The organism is Mucilaginibacter sp. UYCu711 (assembly GCF_050433825.1).
GTDB lineage: Bacteria > Bacteroidota > Bacteroidia > Sphingobacteriales > Sphingobacteriaceae > Mucilaginibacter.
This window is the reverse complement of sequence record NZ_JBNPWM010000008.1, coordinates 230,599-249,388: the sequence shown is the minus strand read 5'-3', so window position 1 is coordinate 249,388 and position 18,790 is coordinate 230,599. Positions and strand designations below refer to the sequence as shown.

20 protein-coding genes are annotated in these 18,790 nt (G+C 42.8%); 12 read left to right on the top strand and 8 right to left on the bottom strand.

Annotation, left to right across the window (positions count from 1 at the left end):
* The first annotated feature begins 148 nt into the window (after positions 1-148).
* On the top strand, positions 149-931 hold the full coding sequence (gene rsmA / locus ABIB50_RS18170; RefSeq protein ID WP_429381981.1) for a 16S rRNA (adenine(1518)-N(6)/adenine(1519)-N(6))-dimethyltransferase RsmA: 783 nt from the start codon (positions 149-151) through the stop codon (positions 929-931).
* A 2-nt stretch (positions 932-933) separates the two neighbouring features.
* Here the strand turns inward: rsmA and ABIB50_RS18165 are convergent, their stop codons facing one another.
* The gene (locus ABIB50_RS18165; RefSeq protein ID WP_429381979.1) at positions 934-1,977 is read right to left on the bottom strand and encodes a hypothetical protein; all 1,044 of its coding nucleotides are present in this window, start codon (positions 1,975-1,977) and stop codon (positions 934-936) included.
* A gap of 55 nt (positions 1,978-2,032) precedes the next feature.
* On the opposite strand from ABIB50_RS18165, the gene ABIB50_RS18160 reads away from it, so the two are divergent.
* The 3 genes from ABIB50_RS18160 to ABIB50_RS18150 all read left to right on the top strand — a co-directional run bounded on the left by ABIB50_RS18160 (position 2,033) and on the right by ABIB50_RS18150 (position 4,193).
* Positions 2,033-2,977, top strand: a complete 945-nt coding sequence (locus ABIB50_RS18160) for an NAD(P)-dependent oxidoreductase (RefSeq protein ID WP_429381977.1) — start codon at positions 2,033-2,035, stop codon at positions 2,975-2,977.
* A gap of 260 nt (positions 2,978-3,237) precedes the next feature.
* On the top strand, positions 3,238-3,711 hold the full coding sequence (greA, locus tag ABIB50_RS18155; RefSeq protein ID WP_429381975.1) for a transcription elongation factor GreA: 474 nt from the start codon (positions 3,238-3,240) through the stop codon (positions 3,709-3,711).
* A 92-nt stretch (positions 3,712-3,803) separates the two neighbouring features.
* On the top strand, positions 3,804-4,193 hold the full coding sequence (locus ABIB50_RS18150) for an HIT family protein (protein WP_429381973.1): 390 nt from the start codon (positions 3,804-3,806) through the stop codon (positions 4,191-4,193).
* On the opposite strand, the gene ABIB50_RS18145 is transcribed toward ABIB50_RS18150, so the two are convergent.
* The 7 genes from ABIB50_RS18145 to ABIB50_RS18115 form a co-directional block, all read right to left on the bottom strand.
* Positions 4,177-5,430: an O-antigen ligase family protein gene (locus tag ABIB50_RS18145; protein ID WP_429381971.1), complete on the bottom strand. Its 1,254-nt coding sequence runs from the start codon at positions 5,428-5,430 to the stop codon at positions 4,177-4,179. The two genes, ABIB50_RS18150 and ABIB50_RS18145, sit on opposite strands and share 17 nt — an antisense overlap.
* Positions 5,411-6,535, bottom strand: a complete 1,125-nt coding sequence (locus tag ABIB50_RS18140) for a DUF1972 domain-containing protein (protein WP_429381969.1) — start codon at positions 6,533-6,535, stop codon at positions 5,411-5,413. The genes ABIB50_RS18145 and ABIB50_RS18140 overlap by 20 nt, the downstream gene beginning before the upstream one ends.
* Positions 6,532-7,611, bottom strand: coding sequence for a glycosyltransferase family 4 protein (locus ABIB50_RS18135; protein WP_429381967.1), 1,080 nt, complete (start codon positions 7,609-7,611; stop codon positions 6,532-6,534). Before ABIB50_RS18135 ends, ABIB50_RS18140 begins: the two co-directional genes overlap by 4 nt.
* 1 nt (position 7,612) lies before the next feature.
* A complete protein-coding gene (locus tag ABIB50_RS18130) occupies positions 7,613-8,572 on the bottom strand; it encodes a glycosyltransferase family 2 protein (protein WP_429381965.1) in 960 nt (319 codons plus the stop codon).
* Positions 8,569-10,224 (bottom strand): hypothetical protein, encoded by a 1,656-nt coding sequence (locus ABIB50_RS18125; protein WP_429381963.1) that lies wholly within the window; start codon positions 10,222-10,224, stop codon positions 8,569-8,571. Before ABIB50_RS18125 ends, ABIB50_RS18130 begins: the two co-directional genes overlap by 4 nt.
* Before the next feature lie 149 nt (positions 10,225-10,373).
* A complete protein-coding gene (locus ABIB50_RS18120; protein WP_429381961.1) occupies positions 10,374-11,786 on the bottom strand; it encodes a lipopolysaccharide biosynthesis protein in 1,413 nt (470 codons plus the stop codon).
* Between the two features lie 15 nt (positions 11,787-11,801).
* Positions 11,802-12,599, bottom strand: a complete 798-nt coding sequence (locus tag ABIB50_RS18115) for a glycosyltransferase family 2 protein (RefSeq protein WP_429381959.1) — start codon at positions 12,597-12,599, stop codon at positions 11,802-11,804.
* Between the two features lie 255 nt (positions 12,600-12,854).
* Here ABIB50_RS18115 and ABIB50_RS18110 point away from each other — a divergent pair, with 255 nt between their 5' ends.
* The 8 genes from ABIB50_RS18110 to ABIB50_RS18075 all read left to right on the top strand — a co-directional run bounded on the left by ABIB50_RS18110 (position 12,855) and on the right by ABIB50_RS18075 (position 18,644).
* Positions 12,855-13,493 (top strand): RNA polymerase sigma factor, encoded by a 639-nt coding sequence (locus ABIB50_RS18110; protein ID WP_429381957.1) that lies wholly within the window; start codon positions 12,855-12,857, stop codon positions 13,491-13,493.
* Positions 13,490-14,791: a hypothetical protein gene (locus ABIB50_RS18105; RefSeq protein ID WP_429381955.1), complete on the top strand. Its 1,302-nt coding sequence runs from the start codon at positions 13,490-13,492 to the stop codon at positions 14,789-14,791. The genes ABIB50_RS18110 and ABIB50_RS18105 overlap by 4 nt, the downstream gene beginning before the upstream one ends.
* A 2-nt stretch (positions 14,792-14,793) precedes the next feature.
* A complete protein-coding gene (locus ABIB50_RS18100) occupies positions 14,794-15,339 on the top strand; it encodes a YceI family protein (RefSeq protein ID WP_429381953.1) in 546 nt (181 codons plus the stop codon).
* A gap of 32 nt (positions 15,340-15,371) precedes the next feature.
* Positions 15,372-16,286 (top strand): DUF5777 family beta-barrel protein, encoded by a 915-nt coding sequence (locus ABIB50_RS18095; RefSeq protein WP_429381951.1) that lies wholly within the window; start codon positions 15,372-15,374, stop codon positions 16,284-16,286.
* A gap of 25 nt (positions 16,287-16,311) precedes the next feature.
* On the top strand, positions 16,312-16,770 hold the full coding sequence (locus tag ABIB50_RS18090; RefSeq protein WP_429381949.1) for a ubiquinol-cytochrome c reductase iron-sulfur subunit: 459 nt from the start codon (positions 16,312-16,314) through the stop codon (positions 16,768-16,770).
* Positions 16,771-16,909: 139 nt separating this feature from the next.
* Positions 16,910-17,359, top strand: coding sequence for a KTSC domain-containing protein (locus tag ABIB50_RS18085; protein WP_429381948.1), 450 nt, complete (start codon positions 16,910-16,912; stop codon positions 17,357-17,359).
* A 138-nt stretch (positions 17,360-17,497) separates the two neighbouring features.
* The gene (locus tag ABIB50_RS18080) at positions 17,498-18,031 is read left to right on the top strand and encodes an OmpA family protein (RefSeq protein WP_429381946.1); all 534 of its coding nucleotides are present in this window, start codon (positions 17,498-17,500) and stop codon (positions 18,029-18,031) included.
* A 139-nt stretch (positions 18,032-18,170) separates the two neighbouring features.
* A complete protein-coding gene (locus ABIB50_RS18075) occupies positions 18,171-18,644 on the top strand; it encodes a ribonuclease H-like YkuK family protein (protein WP_429381944.1) in 474 nt (157 codons plus the stop codon).
* Positions 18,645-18,790 lie beyond the last annotated feature (146 nt).

Genomic DNA, 18,790 nt, shown 5'->3' with positions numbered 1-18,790 from the left:
CACACATAATCGGCGTTGTAATTTACAGCATCTGCTTTTAGCTTTAGTCTTTTAGCTTTGTGCTTTACAGTCAAATAAAAGATTTTAAGCTAAGCGTTCCTGATTAAAGCACAAATATGACGTAATTTGCTCAAATAATCCATTTATAATGACATTAGTACGGGCAAAAAAACATTTAGGGCAGCACTTTCTTACCGATAAAAATATCGCCACCAAGATAGTGGACAGCCTGCGCCCCGAAAACCGGTATACCCAGGTCTTGGAAGTTGGGCCAGGGATGGGGATACTGTCGGATATTTTATTGGAGCGCCCGGAGTATGAAGTGTCGCTGATCGATATCGATACCGAAAGCTACGAGTTCCTTCAAAAGAAATATCCTGAACTTGCCGGCAGGCTGATCAACGCCGATTTTTTAGAAATGGATTTTGCTGCGCGATTTACCGGCCCGTTTGCCATTATTGGTAACTTTCCTTATAACATATCATCGCAAATACTTTTTAAGGTGCTGGACAGCCGCCAACAAGTGGTTGAGGTGGTGGGCATGTTCCAGAAAGAGGTTGCCGAGCGTTGCGCCGCCAAAGCGGGGAGCAAAGAATACGGCATATTAAGCGTGTTTTTGCAGGCGTATTATAAAGTTGAGTATTTGTTTACTGTAAAAGCCGGGGTGTTTAATCCGCCGCCTAAAGTACTGTCGGCAGTAATAAGGCTAACCCGTAACGAGGTGGCAAATTTAGATTGTGATGAAAAGCTTTTTTGGCAGGTTGTAAAAGCCGGTTTTAACCAGCGCCGTAAAACTTTACGTAACGCGCTATCGTCCATCATCAATAAAGAAAAAATGACCGACGAGCCATTGCTCAACCTGCGCGCCGAACGCTTAACGGTAGCCGATTTTGTAAAGATCACCCAACAAGTAACAGTTGGCCGCCAATAAATTTATTCCAGTTTTACCATGGCATTGGGCGTAGTAGCAGCGTAATAGCCAATTACTTTTCCTTTTTCAGTCTCAACCCTCCACACATTGCCAACAAATGTTTTTTGGATGGCTTTGCTATATGGCGATACTGTACCATAAGCCCGTGCTTTCCCCAAATAATCAATCCAGAACAGCTTTAGTTTTTGTTCCATGTTGTTAGTAAACATTAAACGGGCTTTGATATTTACCGCAGCCGATTTTGCACCTTTAGTCAAGTTTTTAGCTGGTGCTATATCCGTTATTGCCGGTTTTAATTTACCTGAGTAGATGGACGCCAACAAGGCGTAACCCTCCGGGTCGTAAGCTTTTAAACCTGCTGCGCCTGCCGCCGGTAGTTTTGTGCCTTTTAAAAATTCGCCGTGAGCTCCAAAGTACCACATAGATAGTTCGGCCCAGTATTCGCCGGCATTAACTGACGCATAGGCTCCGGGCCATAAGCCCTTTTTTATGGCTGATTTATATTGCGCGTCAATTTTTTTGGATAACGAGTCGTCCAGTCCGTAAAACATAATGTTGTGTGCAAACTCATGCATGCAAATATCCGAGCCGGCATAGCGGTCGCCAGGCAGGTTAAGTAAATTCTCTTCACCGCACGAAGTATAGATACCGCCTATCCCACGAGTGCGGACATCGATATTGGTGGTTGCGCTATTATCGACAAAGGACACCCCTTTTTGATCGTGAAACTCGGGCAGGTCAGATGTTTGCTGGTTTTTGCCGATGATATGAATCCCGGCACCCCACTGTGCCAGGTTATGCCGTACATCGGGGATATTGGCCAGCATAAGGTTAATTTTTTGCGCGGCAACCTGCAAGGCCTTATCATCTACTTCGGCAGACGAACGGATCAGGATACCGCCGGAATCTAAGGACTTGGTATAAAATCCGAATAAAGGCGGATCAACTTTAGTAACAGGGGTTGCGTCCTGCGCTTTAGTAGGTAGTATAGTGCAGGTAAGGCAAATGGCAGTAAGTATTATTTTTTTGACGGATAGGTTACCCATATTCAAAAGTAGTTAATCTTTCGTTATGTATATTTGGCGCTTCAGGAATAATTAAATGAATAACAACAAAATCCTTATCGCCGACGATATCCACCCCATATTTATTGAGCAGGTTGAAACGCTGGGTTACGTATGCGATTATCAGCCAACTATTAAATTAGACGGTGCTTTAGAAATTATAGGTGAGTATGCCGGACTGGTTATTCGCTCAAAATTTAACGTGGACAAGCAGCTTATTGATGCCGCTGCCAATCTGCGCTTTGTTTGCCGTGCGGGAGCGGGGATGGATAATGTAGACGAGGCATACGCTGCCGAAAAAAACATTGCCCTGATCAATGCATCCGAAGGTAATATGGATGCCGTAGGCGAGCATGCAGTAGGGTTATTATTATCATTAATGAACCATTTTAATACCGCCGATGCCCAGATTCGTAATGGCGAATGGAAACGTGAAGCCAACCGAGGGTTTGAGTTAAAGGGTAAAACCGTGGGCATTATTGGGTATGGTTTTATGGGTAAAAGCTTTGCCAAAAAACTGAGTGGTTTTGAGGTTGAGGTTATTGCTTATGATAAGTATAAAACCGGTTTCAGCGACCGTTATGCCCGCGAAGTAAGCATGGAAGAGATAGTTAAGCAGAGCGATGTATTGAGCGTGCACGTGCCGCTAACCAAAGAAACAAACGGCATGATCAACGACGAGCTGTTGTTTCATTTTAAAAAACCGATATTTTTTATCAATACATCGCGTGGTAAGGTGGCAAAAGTCAGGTCGGTGTTAAATGCGATAAAAGACGGTAAAATATTAGGCGCGGGGCTTGATGTGCTGGAAGTAGAAAAGTTTCCAGGTTTGGCCGAGCAGGAATGGTTTGACGATTTGAAAAAGTCAGGTAAAGTTATTTTAACCCCACACGTTGCAGGCTGGACGTTTGATTCGTACCGCAAAATTAGCGAGGTTATGGCTGCGAAGCTTGCTGCGCTGCGCTTAGAGATTGGTGATTAGTTGATTAGAGATCGGGCTGGTCGCTCTTAGAAAAAAACTAATCCCTAACCTCCAATCTCCAATCACTATTTTTTGTACCCTACACAAAAAATTTGCATTTTAAAACTTAAATCGCTTATCTTCGTTTTACATAAAACAAGACTATATGGGCATGCCTTTATAGTCTTGTTTGTTTTTAAAGTCATGGCGTCCTTCTATAAAAAAAGGGAGGGCGGTTTTTTTTGACAACCAATTAGACAATTAAAGTAATAATAGGGATTATGGCAGAGGTAGCATATTTTACCAAAGAAGGTTTAGAGAATTTAAAAAAAGAATTACAGGAGTTAAAGACCACAGGCAGGTCGAATATATCAAAGGCAATTGCCGAGGCGCGCGATAAAGGCGATTTATCTGAGAACGCCGAATATGATGCAGCTAAAGAAGCTCAGGGCTTGCACGAGGCTAAAATTTCGCAAATGCAGGAAACGTTGGCAAACGCGCGTTTATTGGACGAGTCGAAATTAGATATATCAAAAGTGTTGGCTTTGTCTATCGTAAAAATTAAAAATGTAAGCAACGGCGCTACCATGACCTACCAATTGGTTGCCGAAAGCGAAGCCGATATGAAAACGGGAAAGATTTCTATGATATCGCCAATTGCAAAAGGCTTGTTAGGCAAAAAAGCAGGCGAAATAGCTGAGATTACCGTACCGGCCGGTACAATGCAGTTCGAGATATTGGAAGTAAGCAGGTAATTAATTACTGATTTATTGAGTTGATGAATTATTGATTTAACCCATCTTTAAAATTCATTAATTCAATAATTCACTCATTCAATAATTAACTCATGAGCATTTTTTCAAAAATAATAGCAGGCGAGATCCCGGCATATAAAGTTGCTGAAAGCGATGAGTTTTTGGCGTTTTTGGATATTAATCCATTGGTGGAAGGCCATTTATTGGTAGTGCCTAAAAAAGAGGTTGATAAACTGTTTGACCTGGACGATGAAACCTATGCCGGCTTAATGATCTTTGCTAAAATAGTTGCTGCCGCGATGGAGAAAGCTTTGCCCTGCAACCGGATTGGTGTTACTGTTATTGGTTTGGAAGTGCCACATGCGCACGTGCATTTAATACCTATTAATGGCATGGCCGATATGGATTTTACCCGCCCAAAACTGAAATTTACTTCGGAAGAGTTCCAGGCAACTGTTGACAAAATCAAAGCGCAGCTGTAACCGCTTTCTTATCCCCCGAAAAAATAAAAAACGAAAAGAAGAAGGCGTAAAATATGATGCCTTTATCTATATCCAGTAGGTTTTCTGACAGCGATACCACCGCTATCAGCAGTATAAACGTAAAGAACAAAAGATCTTTTCTTTGCAGTGCCTGCTTAAAGCCAAACCATAAAGTAGCCAGGTAGATCAATAAGCCTATAATCCCTGATTTTAGCAGCATGCTCAAATACTCATTATGCGCGTTAAGGTTATTCAGGAACGAGTTGTAATACTTCTTTGCAAAAAAACTTTCGTGCAGCAGGCCAAGTTCTGATCCGGCGCCGTAGCCTATTATCGGCGATTTGCTGATCAATTCAGTGGCAGTACCCCATCGGTCCAGGCGCGAATCGAAAGCCTTATCAGCACTGGTTAAAGCAAGGTCGTATTTTAAGTCGTTTACCAGCCGCACCCTGAAATTGCCAACGGTAAATAAGATGATGATAAGCACTGCAGATAATGATGCCGTACTGGTGATAAACCTTACCCGCTTTTTATCCCTCAATAAAAAATAAGGCACAGCCAGGTTGATGACTAAAAACAGTGCGACAAAAATAGATTTTGAACTTAGCTGAATAATCCCGGCTAATAAAATAACACTGCAGATACTATAAATAGCCTTGTTAATGGTCGGCTGCTTCTTTAACAATTCTGATAGCAGGTATATTAATGCAATAACCAATTGCAGCGAGAAAAACGTAGCGTGCATTTCAATAGCGTCAGAAAAATTTTGGTTGGTAAATGCTCCCGAAATTAGGTCGCGCAACGGCAACCCATAATGCCTGATGGTACGAAAAGCATCTGCATATAAATACAATACAACCAGGGTGCATATCATTGAAAAACCCAATAATAATTGCCCGCGATACTTCTTCAGATCAAACGGCGACACGCAGAATAGTATGGGGAACAATAATATAGTGATATGCTTGCTCCACTGGTTAAAAGCTTCGGGGCGATTAATGGTGTAAATGGTGCTTAACAGCGTAACAAAAAATACCGATTGCAATAACAGGTTATTAACTGTAAAAACCGGCTTGATACCTTTCTTGTTCAGCTGAATAAGCGTATGTAGACAAAAGCTTGCCAGGATAATGTGGCTGTAAAAAAAATCAAAAGGCAGGCTGGCCATAAAAGCCAGTAAATGGTAATAGCTTATTTTAGTTGCCGGCGTACCGCCTTTAAGAAATAACCCTTCCATTGTTATAATCCTGGTAGCATTCAATGGCGTATTGCTCGTAGCCGTCAACAACGCTTTCCCAATTAAACAGGTGCTTTATTTTTTGCAGGTTGTTTTTAACCATGGTTTTTTCGGTATCGTGCCTTTGCACCTTTTCAACCAGCTGTTTTACATCATTTGGATTTGAAAAGTAGAAAGCATCGGTACTTAAAACAGCCTGGTTAAACGGGTTATTATGCGCCGCGATTAAGGCTTCGCTGGCCATTGCCTCTAATAACGATGGGTTGGTACCGCCCACACTATGCCCATGAAAATACAGGTATGAATTATTTTGCAGCGCCCTCACCTTGGCAGTGTCGAAAATCGATCCTTTAAATTCTATCCTGTTATCGTTTTGAAATTTATGCGTAATGAATTTGCCGAAACGGTTGCCGGTATCGCCCAAAACTTTAAATGGTTTTTTTGAGCTGCTCTGGTTATAACCCTCTAAAATAGTTTCGATATTGTTTTCGGGCTCCATACGGGCCATCAGCAAAAAGTAGTCTTCTCTGGCGGCTTCGGTTGAGGTTATCTGTTCGCGTTCTATAGCCGAAATCATATCTGCGCCATAAGGAATATACCGGCTGTTTATATCGTATTTACGGGCCAGGTATTGTTTAATAACCATCGAGTCTGATACATAATACTGGCTATGTTTTACGGCCAGCTTCTCAGCATATTTTAAAAAATTTTGTACCGGTTTCGAGTATTTTGATCGTTTCCACTCCAGCCCATCCATATTGGTAATTATGGCGCTTCGCTCGGGATATAAGCTGCCCCAAACCGAGCTGCTGGTATAACCCATGATAATGATCACATCAAAATTGCGTTTACGCGCGTCGCGGATGCAATTCAAGTCATAAACAAACTGCCCTGCCGAGCCAATAAGGTATTCGGGATCATAGCAATGGATAATGTTTACACCATTCCAGGACTCATGCGTATAGGGATGATTGTGCGAGTTGTATACGCTTACTGTATGCCCGCGCTTAGCCAGCCCTACCGATACATACTCTGATATATGCTCAAAACCACCGTAGTGGTTGGGAATGCCCCGGGTACCTAATATGGCTATTTTTAATTTCATGTGGCCGCTGTTATTGATTGATACGCAGCAAATGTGCTTTTGGCTGCCTGCGCCCATGTATATTTTTCTAAAATTTTTTCGCGGAGGCTATCCAATCTTACTGTGGTACTTGCTTCTTCAACAGCGGCTAATATGCTTTTCGGCTTCGCCGGATCACAGTAAAAGGCATAATATTCAAAATATTCGCGGGTGTCGCCCTTGTCTGTTATCACCAGGTTGCACCCCATGGCAGCCGCTTCAAGCGAGCTTAGACCGGTAGTTTCAAACCAGCTGGGTAAAATATGTACGCCGGCTTGCTGGTAATAAGCCACCAGGTCGGCCTGGGGTAGATGGTCGATAAATTGGATGTTGGCTGCCGCTATGCTGCGGCACTCATCATAATATGCCTGTTGGTTGGGGCTATGGTTACCTATTAGCAATAATTTAAAGCGGGTATTATTTAAGGCTTTTATCAGGTTAAGCTGGTTTTTTATTCCTTCTATCCGCGCCACGCATAAAACCAGGTTGTTGTCTTTTTTTATCGTGCTATCATGATTAAATAAAGCTGGGTTGATACCATTGGGTATAACCCGGTATTTAACAGGCTGCGGGTAAGCCTTCATCAAACGCAGGTACTCCGACTCGGAATTGGGCAATAACATGGCAGCCTTGCGCAGTATCTCCATAATGCTTTTACGCTGGCCTTTCCAGATATAGCTGTGGCTCGACAGGTGGTCGCGGCCCAATAACCAGCGGGCTATCGTTTTCAGGTATTCGATAGTGTTTGCCGGCAGATAGCTAAACAAAGCGCCAATACCTTTACGGTGATGTTTATCATACTCGCTGTAATCAACCAAAATGGTTGATACTACATAAGGCTTGCCGGCTTTTTTGCTATGATATAAAATATCAGCCGGGCGAATGATGTTAAAGAAATGCAGCAGGTCATACCGGCTATAGTCAATAACCTCGTTGGATAGCTTCACATCGGCAATAACGCCCAGATCCTTTAAATGCAAAGCGGTTTGCACGGCCTGCACCGTATCTCCACCGGGGACGGTATATAAAGTTGATCGCGCTATTATAGCTACCCTCATGCTACAAACGGTTAGGACTAAGTTTATGTAGCCACGCTATAAAACTTTCGGGGAAATAACTAAGTGCGTACAGCAGGTAGTTCTCTAACCGCATTGGATAGATCTTAATGGCCCGGTTAAAATAATCCCGTGCCTTTTCGGGCTGATGGTTATCTGTCAGGAATTTTTTACCGCATAAAGCATTATAGGCACCCTCTTTTATTTTGCGTACGTCCTGGTCCTTAATTATGGCCAGCAGCTCATTGCCTTCGGCGGCAGTTATAGAGCCGCGCAGTACGATCTCGCGTTTTAATTCGCGGAACCTTCGCCCGCGCCATTTCTCATCAATGGTTACTGATGATGAGTTTAGGCGGTATTTTATCAGCGGCTCTGTAAGGTTGCAAAGCCTGCCCGAGCCGGCAAGGTTGGCCCATAACAAATAATCCTCAAAATTATGAGCGTGGGTTGGATAGCCGCCGGCATCAATAACCGCCTGTTTTTTATACATAACTGCAGGGTGCACAAACGGACAGTAGAAATATAGCTTATCAATGATCTGCTCGTGCGAGTAGGCGATGCAATGAAAATCGAACAAAAACTCGCCGTTCTCTAAAATGTATTTGGCCTCGCTGCCTACTAAAATGTATTCGGGGTTATCCTGTAAAAAACGCACCTGTTTTTCTAAACGGTAGGGATAACAAACGTCGTCTGCATCAAACCTTGCAATGTAGGGCGCCCTTGCGTAGGCAAGGCCCGTATTTAAAGCGTCTGCCACACCTTTATTGGGCTGATTGATCAATACGATGCGGTCATCCTTAAAGCTGTTGATGATAGCTACGGTTTCATCTGTCGAACCATCGTTTATAATAAGCAATTCAAAATCGGTATAGGTTTGTTGTAATACCGAGGTAACTGCCTCGGCAATATATTTTGCAGCATTGTAAGCCGGCATTAAAACGGTTATGCTTGGTGTGGCGCTCATTTAATTACGGTTTTAGGGGTTAACGGTAATTGACTTTCTTTAATATCTAAAAATAACAATAACTCAAACAATACCACCACCGATAGCTGCTCGAACCAATAGTCGATAAAAAATATCGACAGTAATAAAATTAATAACGGGATGCCATAAGTAAGCTTTTTATAATGCCTCGCAAAAAACCATAAGTAAAATATAAACAGGGCCAATAAGCCCAACAAGCCATATTCTGATAGTAATTGGTCGTATACCGAGAACGGGCTGTTGGTTAGGGAGTGCGTGCCCGGCCCCCTGCTAAAAAACGACAGGTAAACATCTAAATGGTTCCTCAAAAAGTCGGGATTGATGTAAACGTATTTTTTAGGATATCCCCCGGTAAAATTTAACCCGGTTGCCTTAAATGCCAGCTTCGACGAAAAATTGCCAACGCCTTCGCCAAAAAATATTTTTGCCGGATGCTGCTTGAAAAAATCAACGGTCTGTTTCATCCCTGTAAGTTTCCCGGGGGTGGGGCTCCAGGTATGCGTTTTTGAAATAGGCAATTCCTGCTCATGAGCAGTTACAAAATCATGGAGCTGAATTTGTTCTTTTGGGGTCGACCGTAACCACTGGTACGCAGGTAGGTTAAGATTAGGCTTGGGTAAAATAATTTTACCGGTCGGGGTAGTTACCACGGCGGCGGGCAACTTATTGCGTATAGCTTTTGGAGGGTGCGTTTTATATAAGCTGTCGATATATAGGGTTGCTGTTTTTATTCTTTTTTCTTCGGGGGTTAAGGTACTGTCCGGCCGCAAGGTGATGCGGACCGTATTATCAACCAGCCATGGAGATATTACCGGCTTTTTATATATGGCGGTTTTTATCGTGTTTAGGGCGTAGTCGTTATTTTGTGGTGATATTTTGGCCATAAACACTACCAGGAATCCAAAGCAAACTACGATAACGCTTTTTTGATCCCGATTGCTTTTAAAAACAAACAGCAGCCCCAGTACGGCTATTACCAATAAATTAATAAAATTGCTGGCCGTAAGTAACAGGATGCACATACAAACCAACGTCATCATGAAATTTTTGCGGGATAAAAAGTAAATCACCCCGAAAGCATTTATTACTGAATTGGTGATAGATGAATCGAACATTAGTCCCTTTATAAAATCGCCGGTACTGATGAAGTATTTTTGGTACTCGCCCTGGTAGGTAAACGGGTTAAGCGCGTGGGTATGCAATATAATAGCCCCTATATTTAACAGCGATACCGCTGTATTGATAATAAAAAAGATAATGATGGTTTGATTAATAACCGCTACGGTATTTCTTTCAATAGCCAGTTTAATTTGGTGTATCGCCAAAATACACATCAACCAAAACCCCAGCACGGTTATAAAAACAAGGTTATAGTTTAAATTGGTGTAGCGCCCGTTAAGTAAGTACCCAATTATAGCCAGCAGAATTATCAGCGGGTAAAAAAGCGTCAGCCTTGCCCCTTTAAGTTTAAAGCCAAATTTAAAATCGAAGTTTAACAGGTAGATGAGCGCAATTGCAAAAAGCTTTACCGCCAGTTTAACATCTAAAAACAACACCAAAAAAAGTAGTAATTTCCAGTCGGCACTACCTTTTAGTTTTTTTAAATTAAATGCGATTGGTGCTGGGGTCATCTGATTTTTACAGAAGCAAATAACCAGGTTAATCCCGGTAGAGGGATTACGGGTAAAAATTGGGATTGGTTGCCTGTGAACAGGAGCTTTGCCGCTTAAAGTTCCCCTCTCAAGAAGGGAATCGCACAGGCTCGCGCTTTGTGCGGCGCTTACTCCATTACCGCTTTTAACTTATCTCTATCACTCACCCTTACCTGCCCGGTAATAAACAACAACCCCCAATAAAGTAATATCGCAGCAGGTATAACCAGCCAGCTATCAGCCAAAACAGCCTTTGCCGCAAAGCCGCTGACCAATGCGCAGCCGGTACATATAAATAAAGGCTGCCAGATATTCTTTAATTCGGCCAGCGCGTTTTTGCTGAGGTAGAAAATGATCTGTGCCATACAAGCCAGCAAAAAAGCAATGGCAGCGCCTTCGTTTTTATATAGGGGGATAAGTATTACATCGCCCACCACATTTACCGCAAGTGTAACCATAAAGGCATGCAGTATCATTTTTAATCGACCCTGCGCGAAGAAAATGGTCCACAAAAAATTCTCCATATACAGCAGGGGTAAGCAAAGCGACAGGATAAAAATGGTATTAACATTAACCGCCCCGTATTTGCCTTGTGTAACCCAATCAATAATGGGCGACCAGTAGATATTTAACAGCAAAACGGTAAACGCCGCTATAATCATTTCAATCCTGATCAAAAATTGTAAGCCGGCTATATTAACATCGCCTTGCTTAAACATTTTGGTAAACCGGGGGATAAGTAACGGCGCTATAGCCAATAATGGCAGCGTGGCTATCTCAAATAGCTTATAGGCAAAACTATACTCGGCCAGCTTAATAGCCGAGAGCATGAAGCCGATAAAGATCCAATCAAACCGGGCCAATGAGGAGGTAATCAGCATCACACCCATTTGCGGCAACGCTTCGCGGATCAGGCTCAGATAATTTAGACTATCCCATTTTAGGCGCACGGGCATTTGGGCTTGGGTTTTAAACAGGGTAAAGCCAACTATAAATTCTAAAGTGTCGCCAATAATAAAGATCGCGACAATTACAGACAGGCCAATACTATGCAACAACAGGGCCGCCAACAAACACACGCATCGTACAAAATTTGATATAACCGAGAGCCAGGCCAGCAGCTTAAACTTTTCTAAACCGGTGGCGGCTTGTTTGTAGGGGGTGGAGAGATAGATCATCAGCTTACCTATGCCCACCAGCAATAGCAAGCTATATACCGATGGCAACTGTGGAAATAACAGGTAGCCGGCTAATAGTAACCCGTAAAATAGCGACCCGGTAATTAGAGTATGGGTTATGTAAAGCGACAGGGCCGATTCTTTGTTATCATCTGCAGCTATTTTTTTTACGATAAGCTGATCCATGCCGCAGGAAAGAATATTAAAAACGGCCAGCAAAATAGCCAAGGCCAGGTTTAGCAGGCCAAAGCTATCTTTACTTAAACTGGTGGACAGGATATAAAATATAACTAACCCAAAAAGCTGGTTTGCAACAAGCTGCAAGGCATTTGCCGAAAGATTTTTAAGATGGCCTTGTTTCACCGCAGGGTTAAATGATTAATATTCAACCGCTAAGTTAGGTTTTAGGTATTGTTTTTTCTTCTGGGTGTTTTCAAAACGCAGCAGGTAATGGTATTTAAGCCACTTGTTTTTATAGGTTATACGCGCAATGGCCAGGCCTTCTTTCCCATCTACAAATCCGCCAAATAAAATATAACTTTTAATGAAGCTAAATACAGGCGACAGGTACAGGTTAACCAGGTTTGCTTTTTTGCCGCTGTTTAAATAGTTCTCGGCACTAAGGCGTGCATAGTAAAACGCTTTGGCATAACACTCGGCGTTGTTTTTTACCGAGTAGTGGTGCATAGCACCATCCAGGCGCTGCATTTGTGTATCGTCAGGCAACAGCAGGGTTTCGTGCACGCTTGATTGCGACCAACGCACCCTTGTGCGGTTAAACAAACGGATATGATGATCGCGGCCCCAGCTGCCGTAACGGATGAGCTTTTTACCGAAATACGATTTAAACTTAATATCGTACACCATGGTTGGGTCGGTAAGCTTTAAGCTATGCAGTGATAGCACCAGCTCCAGGTCGGCAATTTCATCGGCATCAACGCTTAATATCCAATCATATTTAGCCAGCTCAATGCCTTTGTTTTTATTGGTGCCGTAGCCGTCCCAGTTTTTTTGATAAACCCGGCACCCTTCGGCAACAGTTAGGTTGTAAGTTTGGTCTGTACTATAATTATCTATGATAACAATATCGTCGGTGATCATTTTAGCGGCGGCTATACATTCCAGTATAACTTCCGCTTCATTTTTGGTAATAATAACTACAGATACAGGTATCATGTTAAAGATAATTATAATGTTTTAAACAGGTAACTATATAAACACGAGCACAACGTATAAAAGGTTGCCCATCCCTCTAAAAATTACAAACAGAAACCGATAAGAGTCTGTGTTTAAACATTAATGAGTTTTTATTTAGGCTGATTTTCAATTAATTTCAATTAATTTTAAGGCTACGGGCAACCTTTCCGTATAAATCTACGTGATGGGTGTAGTTTAGAGCGTAATAACAATTAGCAACTATTAACAACCCTTATGGGCGAGGAAGAGTTACATCAACTGATCAGGGGCTGTATGGAACAAGACAGGAAATGCCAGAAAATGCTGTATAAAGCATTTTACGGCTTTTCTATGGCTATATGTTTGCGCTATGCGGGTGACAGGGATGAAGCTGCGGAGGTGATGAACCAGGGATTCTTTAAGGTTTTTACAAAGATAGAATCGTATGATACTACCAGGCCCTTTAAAGCCTGGCTTGGCCGTATAATGACCAATGTATCTATTGATTATTACCGCGCCAACCTTAAAATGGCGTATGCGGAGGATTTGGACCAGGCCGAGCATGTTTTTGATGCCAGCGTAGCTACCGATAACAATCTGAACTATAATGATCTGCTGGCTATGGTACAGCGGTTGCCGCAGGGCTACCGCACCGTATTTAACTTATTTGCGATAGACGGTTATTCGCACGAGGAAATTGCCGATATGCTGAACATAAATATAGGTACATCAAAGTCTAATTTATTTAAAGCAAGGCAGAAACTAAAACAAATGATACTGGATGCAGAGGCACCCGGTAATTATATAAATGGCGTAAATTTTACACCGGTAGTTGCAATAAACGCAGCAAACGTTAAGCCGGTGTTTTATAACGATAAAGGCATTAGAGAATGAAAAAGGAAAAGGGCATAGACGACATCTTTAAGCACAGCCTGCAGGACCCGGTTCAGGAAACGGAGTTCGCGGAAAGTGATTGGGATGCTTTTGAGCATATGCTTGACAAAGAGAAACCCGCAAGGAGGATTTATTGGCTACCGCTATTAAGCGCGGCCGCTGCAGTTATTTTGGTGTTTTTGGGCTGGTTGATGTTTAAACCGGAGGCAACAACTACGCAGCAAGGTACCCAGCAAATAGCAGGTAATAAACCTGCTAAAACCGGCGACCAGCCGGCTAATGTTACGAGCCACGGGCAACAACCGCAGATGGCTGCAACAAACCAGCCAGGCAAAAGTAATGACGTAATTTCTAAACCAGCAAACGCGGTAAAGGATGAGCAAACAACTACACAGCAAAACAAGGTAGCGCAGGCATATACAGCCAATAACTTAAATAAAGCTAAACGCGGTAAATACGGTTCGTCATTACCGGCAGGGTTGAAATATCCGGCTAAAAACGAAGCTATTGCCCAAACCGGGACTGATCCAATCAGATCTTATAATACATTGGCGGCAGTAAGCCTGATGCCGGGCATAACCCCAATTGATTATACCAGCGGGCAGGTTTTAGCGGCAAATAATGTTGTGCCAAAATCGGCTACCAGGCCCTTAACGGCGTCAAAAGTGGAGGTTAAGAAAACAGGGACTTCGTCGTTCCATCCGCTGTATGCTATAACGGCGCTGGCATCGTCAGAGATTAATGGCGTAGGTTCGTTTCAGTCGGCCAGCAAGGGTACAAACATTGGTTTAATGTTTACCGCGGGGGTTAAAAAACTGAGCTTAAGCACGGGTGTAAATTATTCTGTTAAGCCATATTCATTGCCTTTTAGTCAATACACAACTACATACAATTTTAAAAGCAAGCCGGAATATGTTACCGCCGATTGCCGTGTACTGGATATCCCGATTAACATAGGCTATCAGGTTTACAACAAATCAAGCAATAAAATAACACTGGGTACAGGTATATCATCATACATTATGATGCACGAAAGCTATACTTATGATTATGGCGATCAGGCTAAAGTATACGGCCCGTCTTATTATGCCGTGCGGGGCAAAGGCAAATACATGTTCAGCATCATGAACTTGCAGGCAACTTATGAGCGCAAAATAAACTCGAACGTAGGCTTAAGCCTGCAACCTTACTTTAAAATCCCCCTGTCTGCTATTGGGTACAGCCAGGTTAAAGTACAAACCTTTGGGGTAGCGGTAGGGCTAAACTGGAACATAAATTCGTTAACAAAACCTAAGTAAACATGAAACATATAAGTATTATTTTGCTTGCCGCTTTACTATCAGTAAAAGCGACAGGGCAGACGCTCTATGCCTGTAAAAACGCACAGATAAGTTTATTTTCGACGGCGCCGATAGAAGATATCGCGGCCAAAACATCAGCCGGAAACTCGGTTTATAATGCCACAAGCGGCGATCTGGTGTTCAGCGTAGCTATAAACACTTTCAAGTTCCCTAAGTCATTAATGCAGGAGCATTTTAACAGCGATTATTTAGAAAGTGATAAATATCCCCGCGCTACTTTTAAAGGAAAAATAAAAGAACAGCCCGACCTGACCAAGGACGGCACCTACCCCATTACTATTGTAGGCGAGCTGGATGTGCATAATGTTAAACAAAATCGCACCATACCAGGCAACCTCACGGTTAATAATGGAGTAATAAGCATGACGGCAGAATTTATGGTGAAATGCGTCGATCATCATATTGATATACCGAAGCTGGTATTTCACAATATCGCCGAGAGCATAAAAATGAATGTTAATGCTACTTATACGGCCGCTAAATAAAATTTAAACACGCATACAACTATCACACAACAATGAAAAAACACATCGCAGTATTAGCCTTATTGGCAGTAACCTGGAGCGCAAAAGCGCAGCAAAAATCTGCTGCCGATTCTTTAATGAACGCCATGAGCGCCAATGATAAACCGGTAAGGGTCGCCATATTTAAATCAACCCGTTTGGTGCTATCCCAAACTACCGAGATGGTGAAGAAGAACGAATTGAACTTCCAGATCATCCACCGCTTTGGTGATATTGCCGGCACTAACGGCGGAGGCCAGGCGGCTTTTGGTATCGACCGTGTTAACGATGTTTTCTTTGGCTTTGAGTATGGCATAAGCGATGATTTTAACTTAGATCTCGGCCGCAGCACTATCGGCCAACTGGTACAACTTGAAGCCAAATGGGCGTTATTGCACCAAACATCAAATGACAGCTCGCCGTTTGCAATAACGCTTGTTGGCGAAGCGGGTGTCAAACCATACCAGGTTGCTACCTTCCCTACATTCAGCAGCAGGTTGTCATACCTGGCACAGGCAATTATCGCCCGTAAATTCTCGGCTGACCTTTCAATGCAGGTTGCCCCAACTTATGTAAGTAATAATACCCCTTTTCCCTTATTGCCGGGTAACGAAAAATCATTTTTCGCGGTACAGGCATCTGCACGTATTAAACTAAGTAATCACGCAGGATTGATATTAGATTACGCGCACCCATTCTCCAGCTTCCGCACAAAAGCCAACGGATTTGAAGATCCGATAGGTTTAGGCTACGAAGTAGAAACAGGCGGCCACGTATTCACAGTAAATGTTACCAATTCAAATTCTGTAGCCGAAATGAACATGCTGAGCAATAATCAACGCCAGTTTTCAAAAGGCCAATACCGTATAGGCTTTACCATATCAAGGATGTTTGATTTTAACCCGAAGGTTAAAAAAGAGAAAATGTAAATTATAACCCGCGAATTAAAATAATATGGAACGCGAAGAATTTTTATCGAAGCTTGGCATAGGTGCATTGGCCGTATGTATGGGCAGCTGCCTGGCAGCATGTAGCAAAAGTGGAAACGCTGCGCCATCAAATAATAATGGCAATAGTAATGGTAGTTCAAACAAACCACCGGCAAGCGGTACTACCATTACCACCGATCTGAGCTCATCGCTTACCTCGGTTGGCGACTCGAAAGTTAGTGATGGTGTAATAATAGTGCGTATTGCCACTGGTAATACCGCAAGCGCATTTACCGCGGTGCAGGTAGCTTGTACACACGAAGGTACCGCCATCGGTTATAACAGCAGTCAAAACTTATTTATTTGCCCGTTGCACGGTAGTATATTCAGTAAAAGCGGCGCTGTTGTGCAGGGCCCGGCAAATACCGCGTTAAAACAATATACAGTTACTATCACCAACAATATGCTTACAGTAGTAACATAATCCCTCCCGTATATGTACATGGTTTTAATATCGTAGGATACCTTTCACGCTACCAAAAGAAACCGTACCTTTGCAGAATTATTTTCTTGAGCGATAGTAAACGCTTCTGCTTCAACGACAATAAATTACAAAATATAGCATGAAAAAAATTGTCGACTACCGCAAGCTTTTAGGCGTTGCAGAAACTGCCGAACTACAGGAATTAAAATCGGTTTACCGCGGATTAATGAAAACCTGGCACCCGGATAAATTCCAGGCCAGCGAAGAAAGTAAACTGGATGCCGAAGAAAAAAGCAAAACCATTATTGAGGCCTATCACTTCCTGGTAAGTATCGCTCCAGAGACGCGCGAGCAATCAAAAGCCGAATACATCGAGACAACTACCAACGCTGCCATTGCCGATTTCGAGTTTAAAAGCCAGGTGTTAAAGGTTGAATTCACCGATGGTAACGCTTACGAGTATTTTGACGTACCCAAAGCCATCTACGTAAAACTGGTTAATGCCGATTCGCCGGGAAGGTTTGCACGCCGCCATATTTATAACGAATTTGTATACCGCAGCTTAAGCAAGCTGGTGGCTACCGCGTAATCTTTTTATCCAAAATTTTATAGTTAAATGCATAGGCGCCCACGCGCCCGTTGTTTATATGTTTATAATTATGGGTGTGTATTATTTACAATAACCGCTTATAATTGCCGTTTCAAAATAAACAAACGCGTCACACTTATGAAATTTTTAAGAGCACTTTACTTCTCCGTATTCGTATTATCAGCTGTAGTATTATTAAATGCCTGCAAGGCAAAAAAGGTAGCACAAACCCCTGCACCGGTTGCCGAGGTTACTACACCGGTACCTGTTGAAACTCCAAAACCCGCGCCGGTTGCCGAAGCACCAAAGCCTGCACCCGCACCGGTGGTTGAAAAACCAAATTATAACTTTGCCAATATCCAGCTCGAATTTAACTCGGGAATTTTAAAGACGGCTTCCTATCCAATTATGGACAAAGCGGTTACCGAAATGAAGAAAGACCCGTCGGTAAAATTTGTGCTGAATGGCAATGCTTCTGCCGAAGGTACCGAGGCCCACAACATGGCATTATCTGTCGAACGCGCAACTGCCGTAAAGGCTTACTTGGTTAATTCGGGTATCAGCGCTGATAATTTGGTAGTTAAAGGTTATGGCGATAAAAACCCTGTTGCCGATAACACCACCGAAGCCGGTCGTGTCAGAAATCGCCGTGTTGAGATCAAAAAAATATAATAATTGCCCTTTTAAGGCTGTTAACCTGTTGATATTTAGGTCAGTGTTAACAAATAAATCATATTAAGGTAACGTTTTTATGGTCCGTTATGCTTTATCTTTAGGATATGCATTAACGGACTACTAAAAAACGTACTTTATGACCTGGAGAAAGTTCAGCGGTGATATCATCCAACTACCCATTATTGAAGAAGTAGAACAAGCAATTGAGCGCGAAACCCTGCTGGGTAACAAGCTTAAAGTTTGCATCGGAACCGACTCGCAGGTTAAAGGCACCATTATCGATTTTGCTACCGTTATTGTTTTCCTGCGCGAGGGCCGGGGCGGCTTCATGTTTATCCACCAGGAACGCAGCTCGCAAAAAATGAGCATCAAGGAGCGCATGCTTACCGAGGTGCAAAAATCAATAGATATATCCTATAAACTTTGCGACCTGCTGGATCTTTATGATGTAGATCTGGAAGTTCACGCCGATATCAATACCAACCCTATGTTTAAATCAAACCAGGCCCTGCACGAAGCTATGGGTTATATACTAAGCATGGGTTTTGTATTTAAAGCCAAACCCGAGGCTTTTGCCAGCTCGTGCTGCGCCAATAAAATGGTGCAATAGTTAAGCGGAGATTAAGGAGGCACCTGCGGAGCCCTTCGCCATTTCCGAATTTTTTCTATAAACACGAAGCTCCTCCGGAGCTTTTTTGTTTGGAACTGGTTAAAATTAAAACGCTTGTCATTTCGAATGAGCGCAGCGAAGAGAAA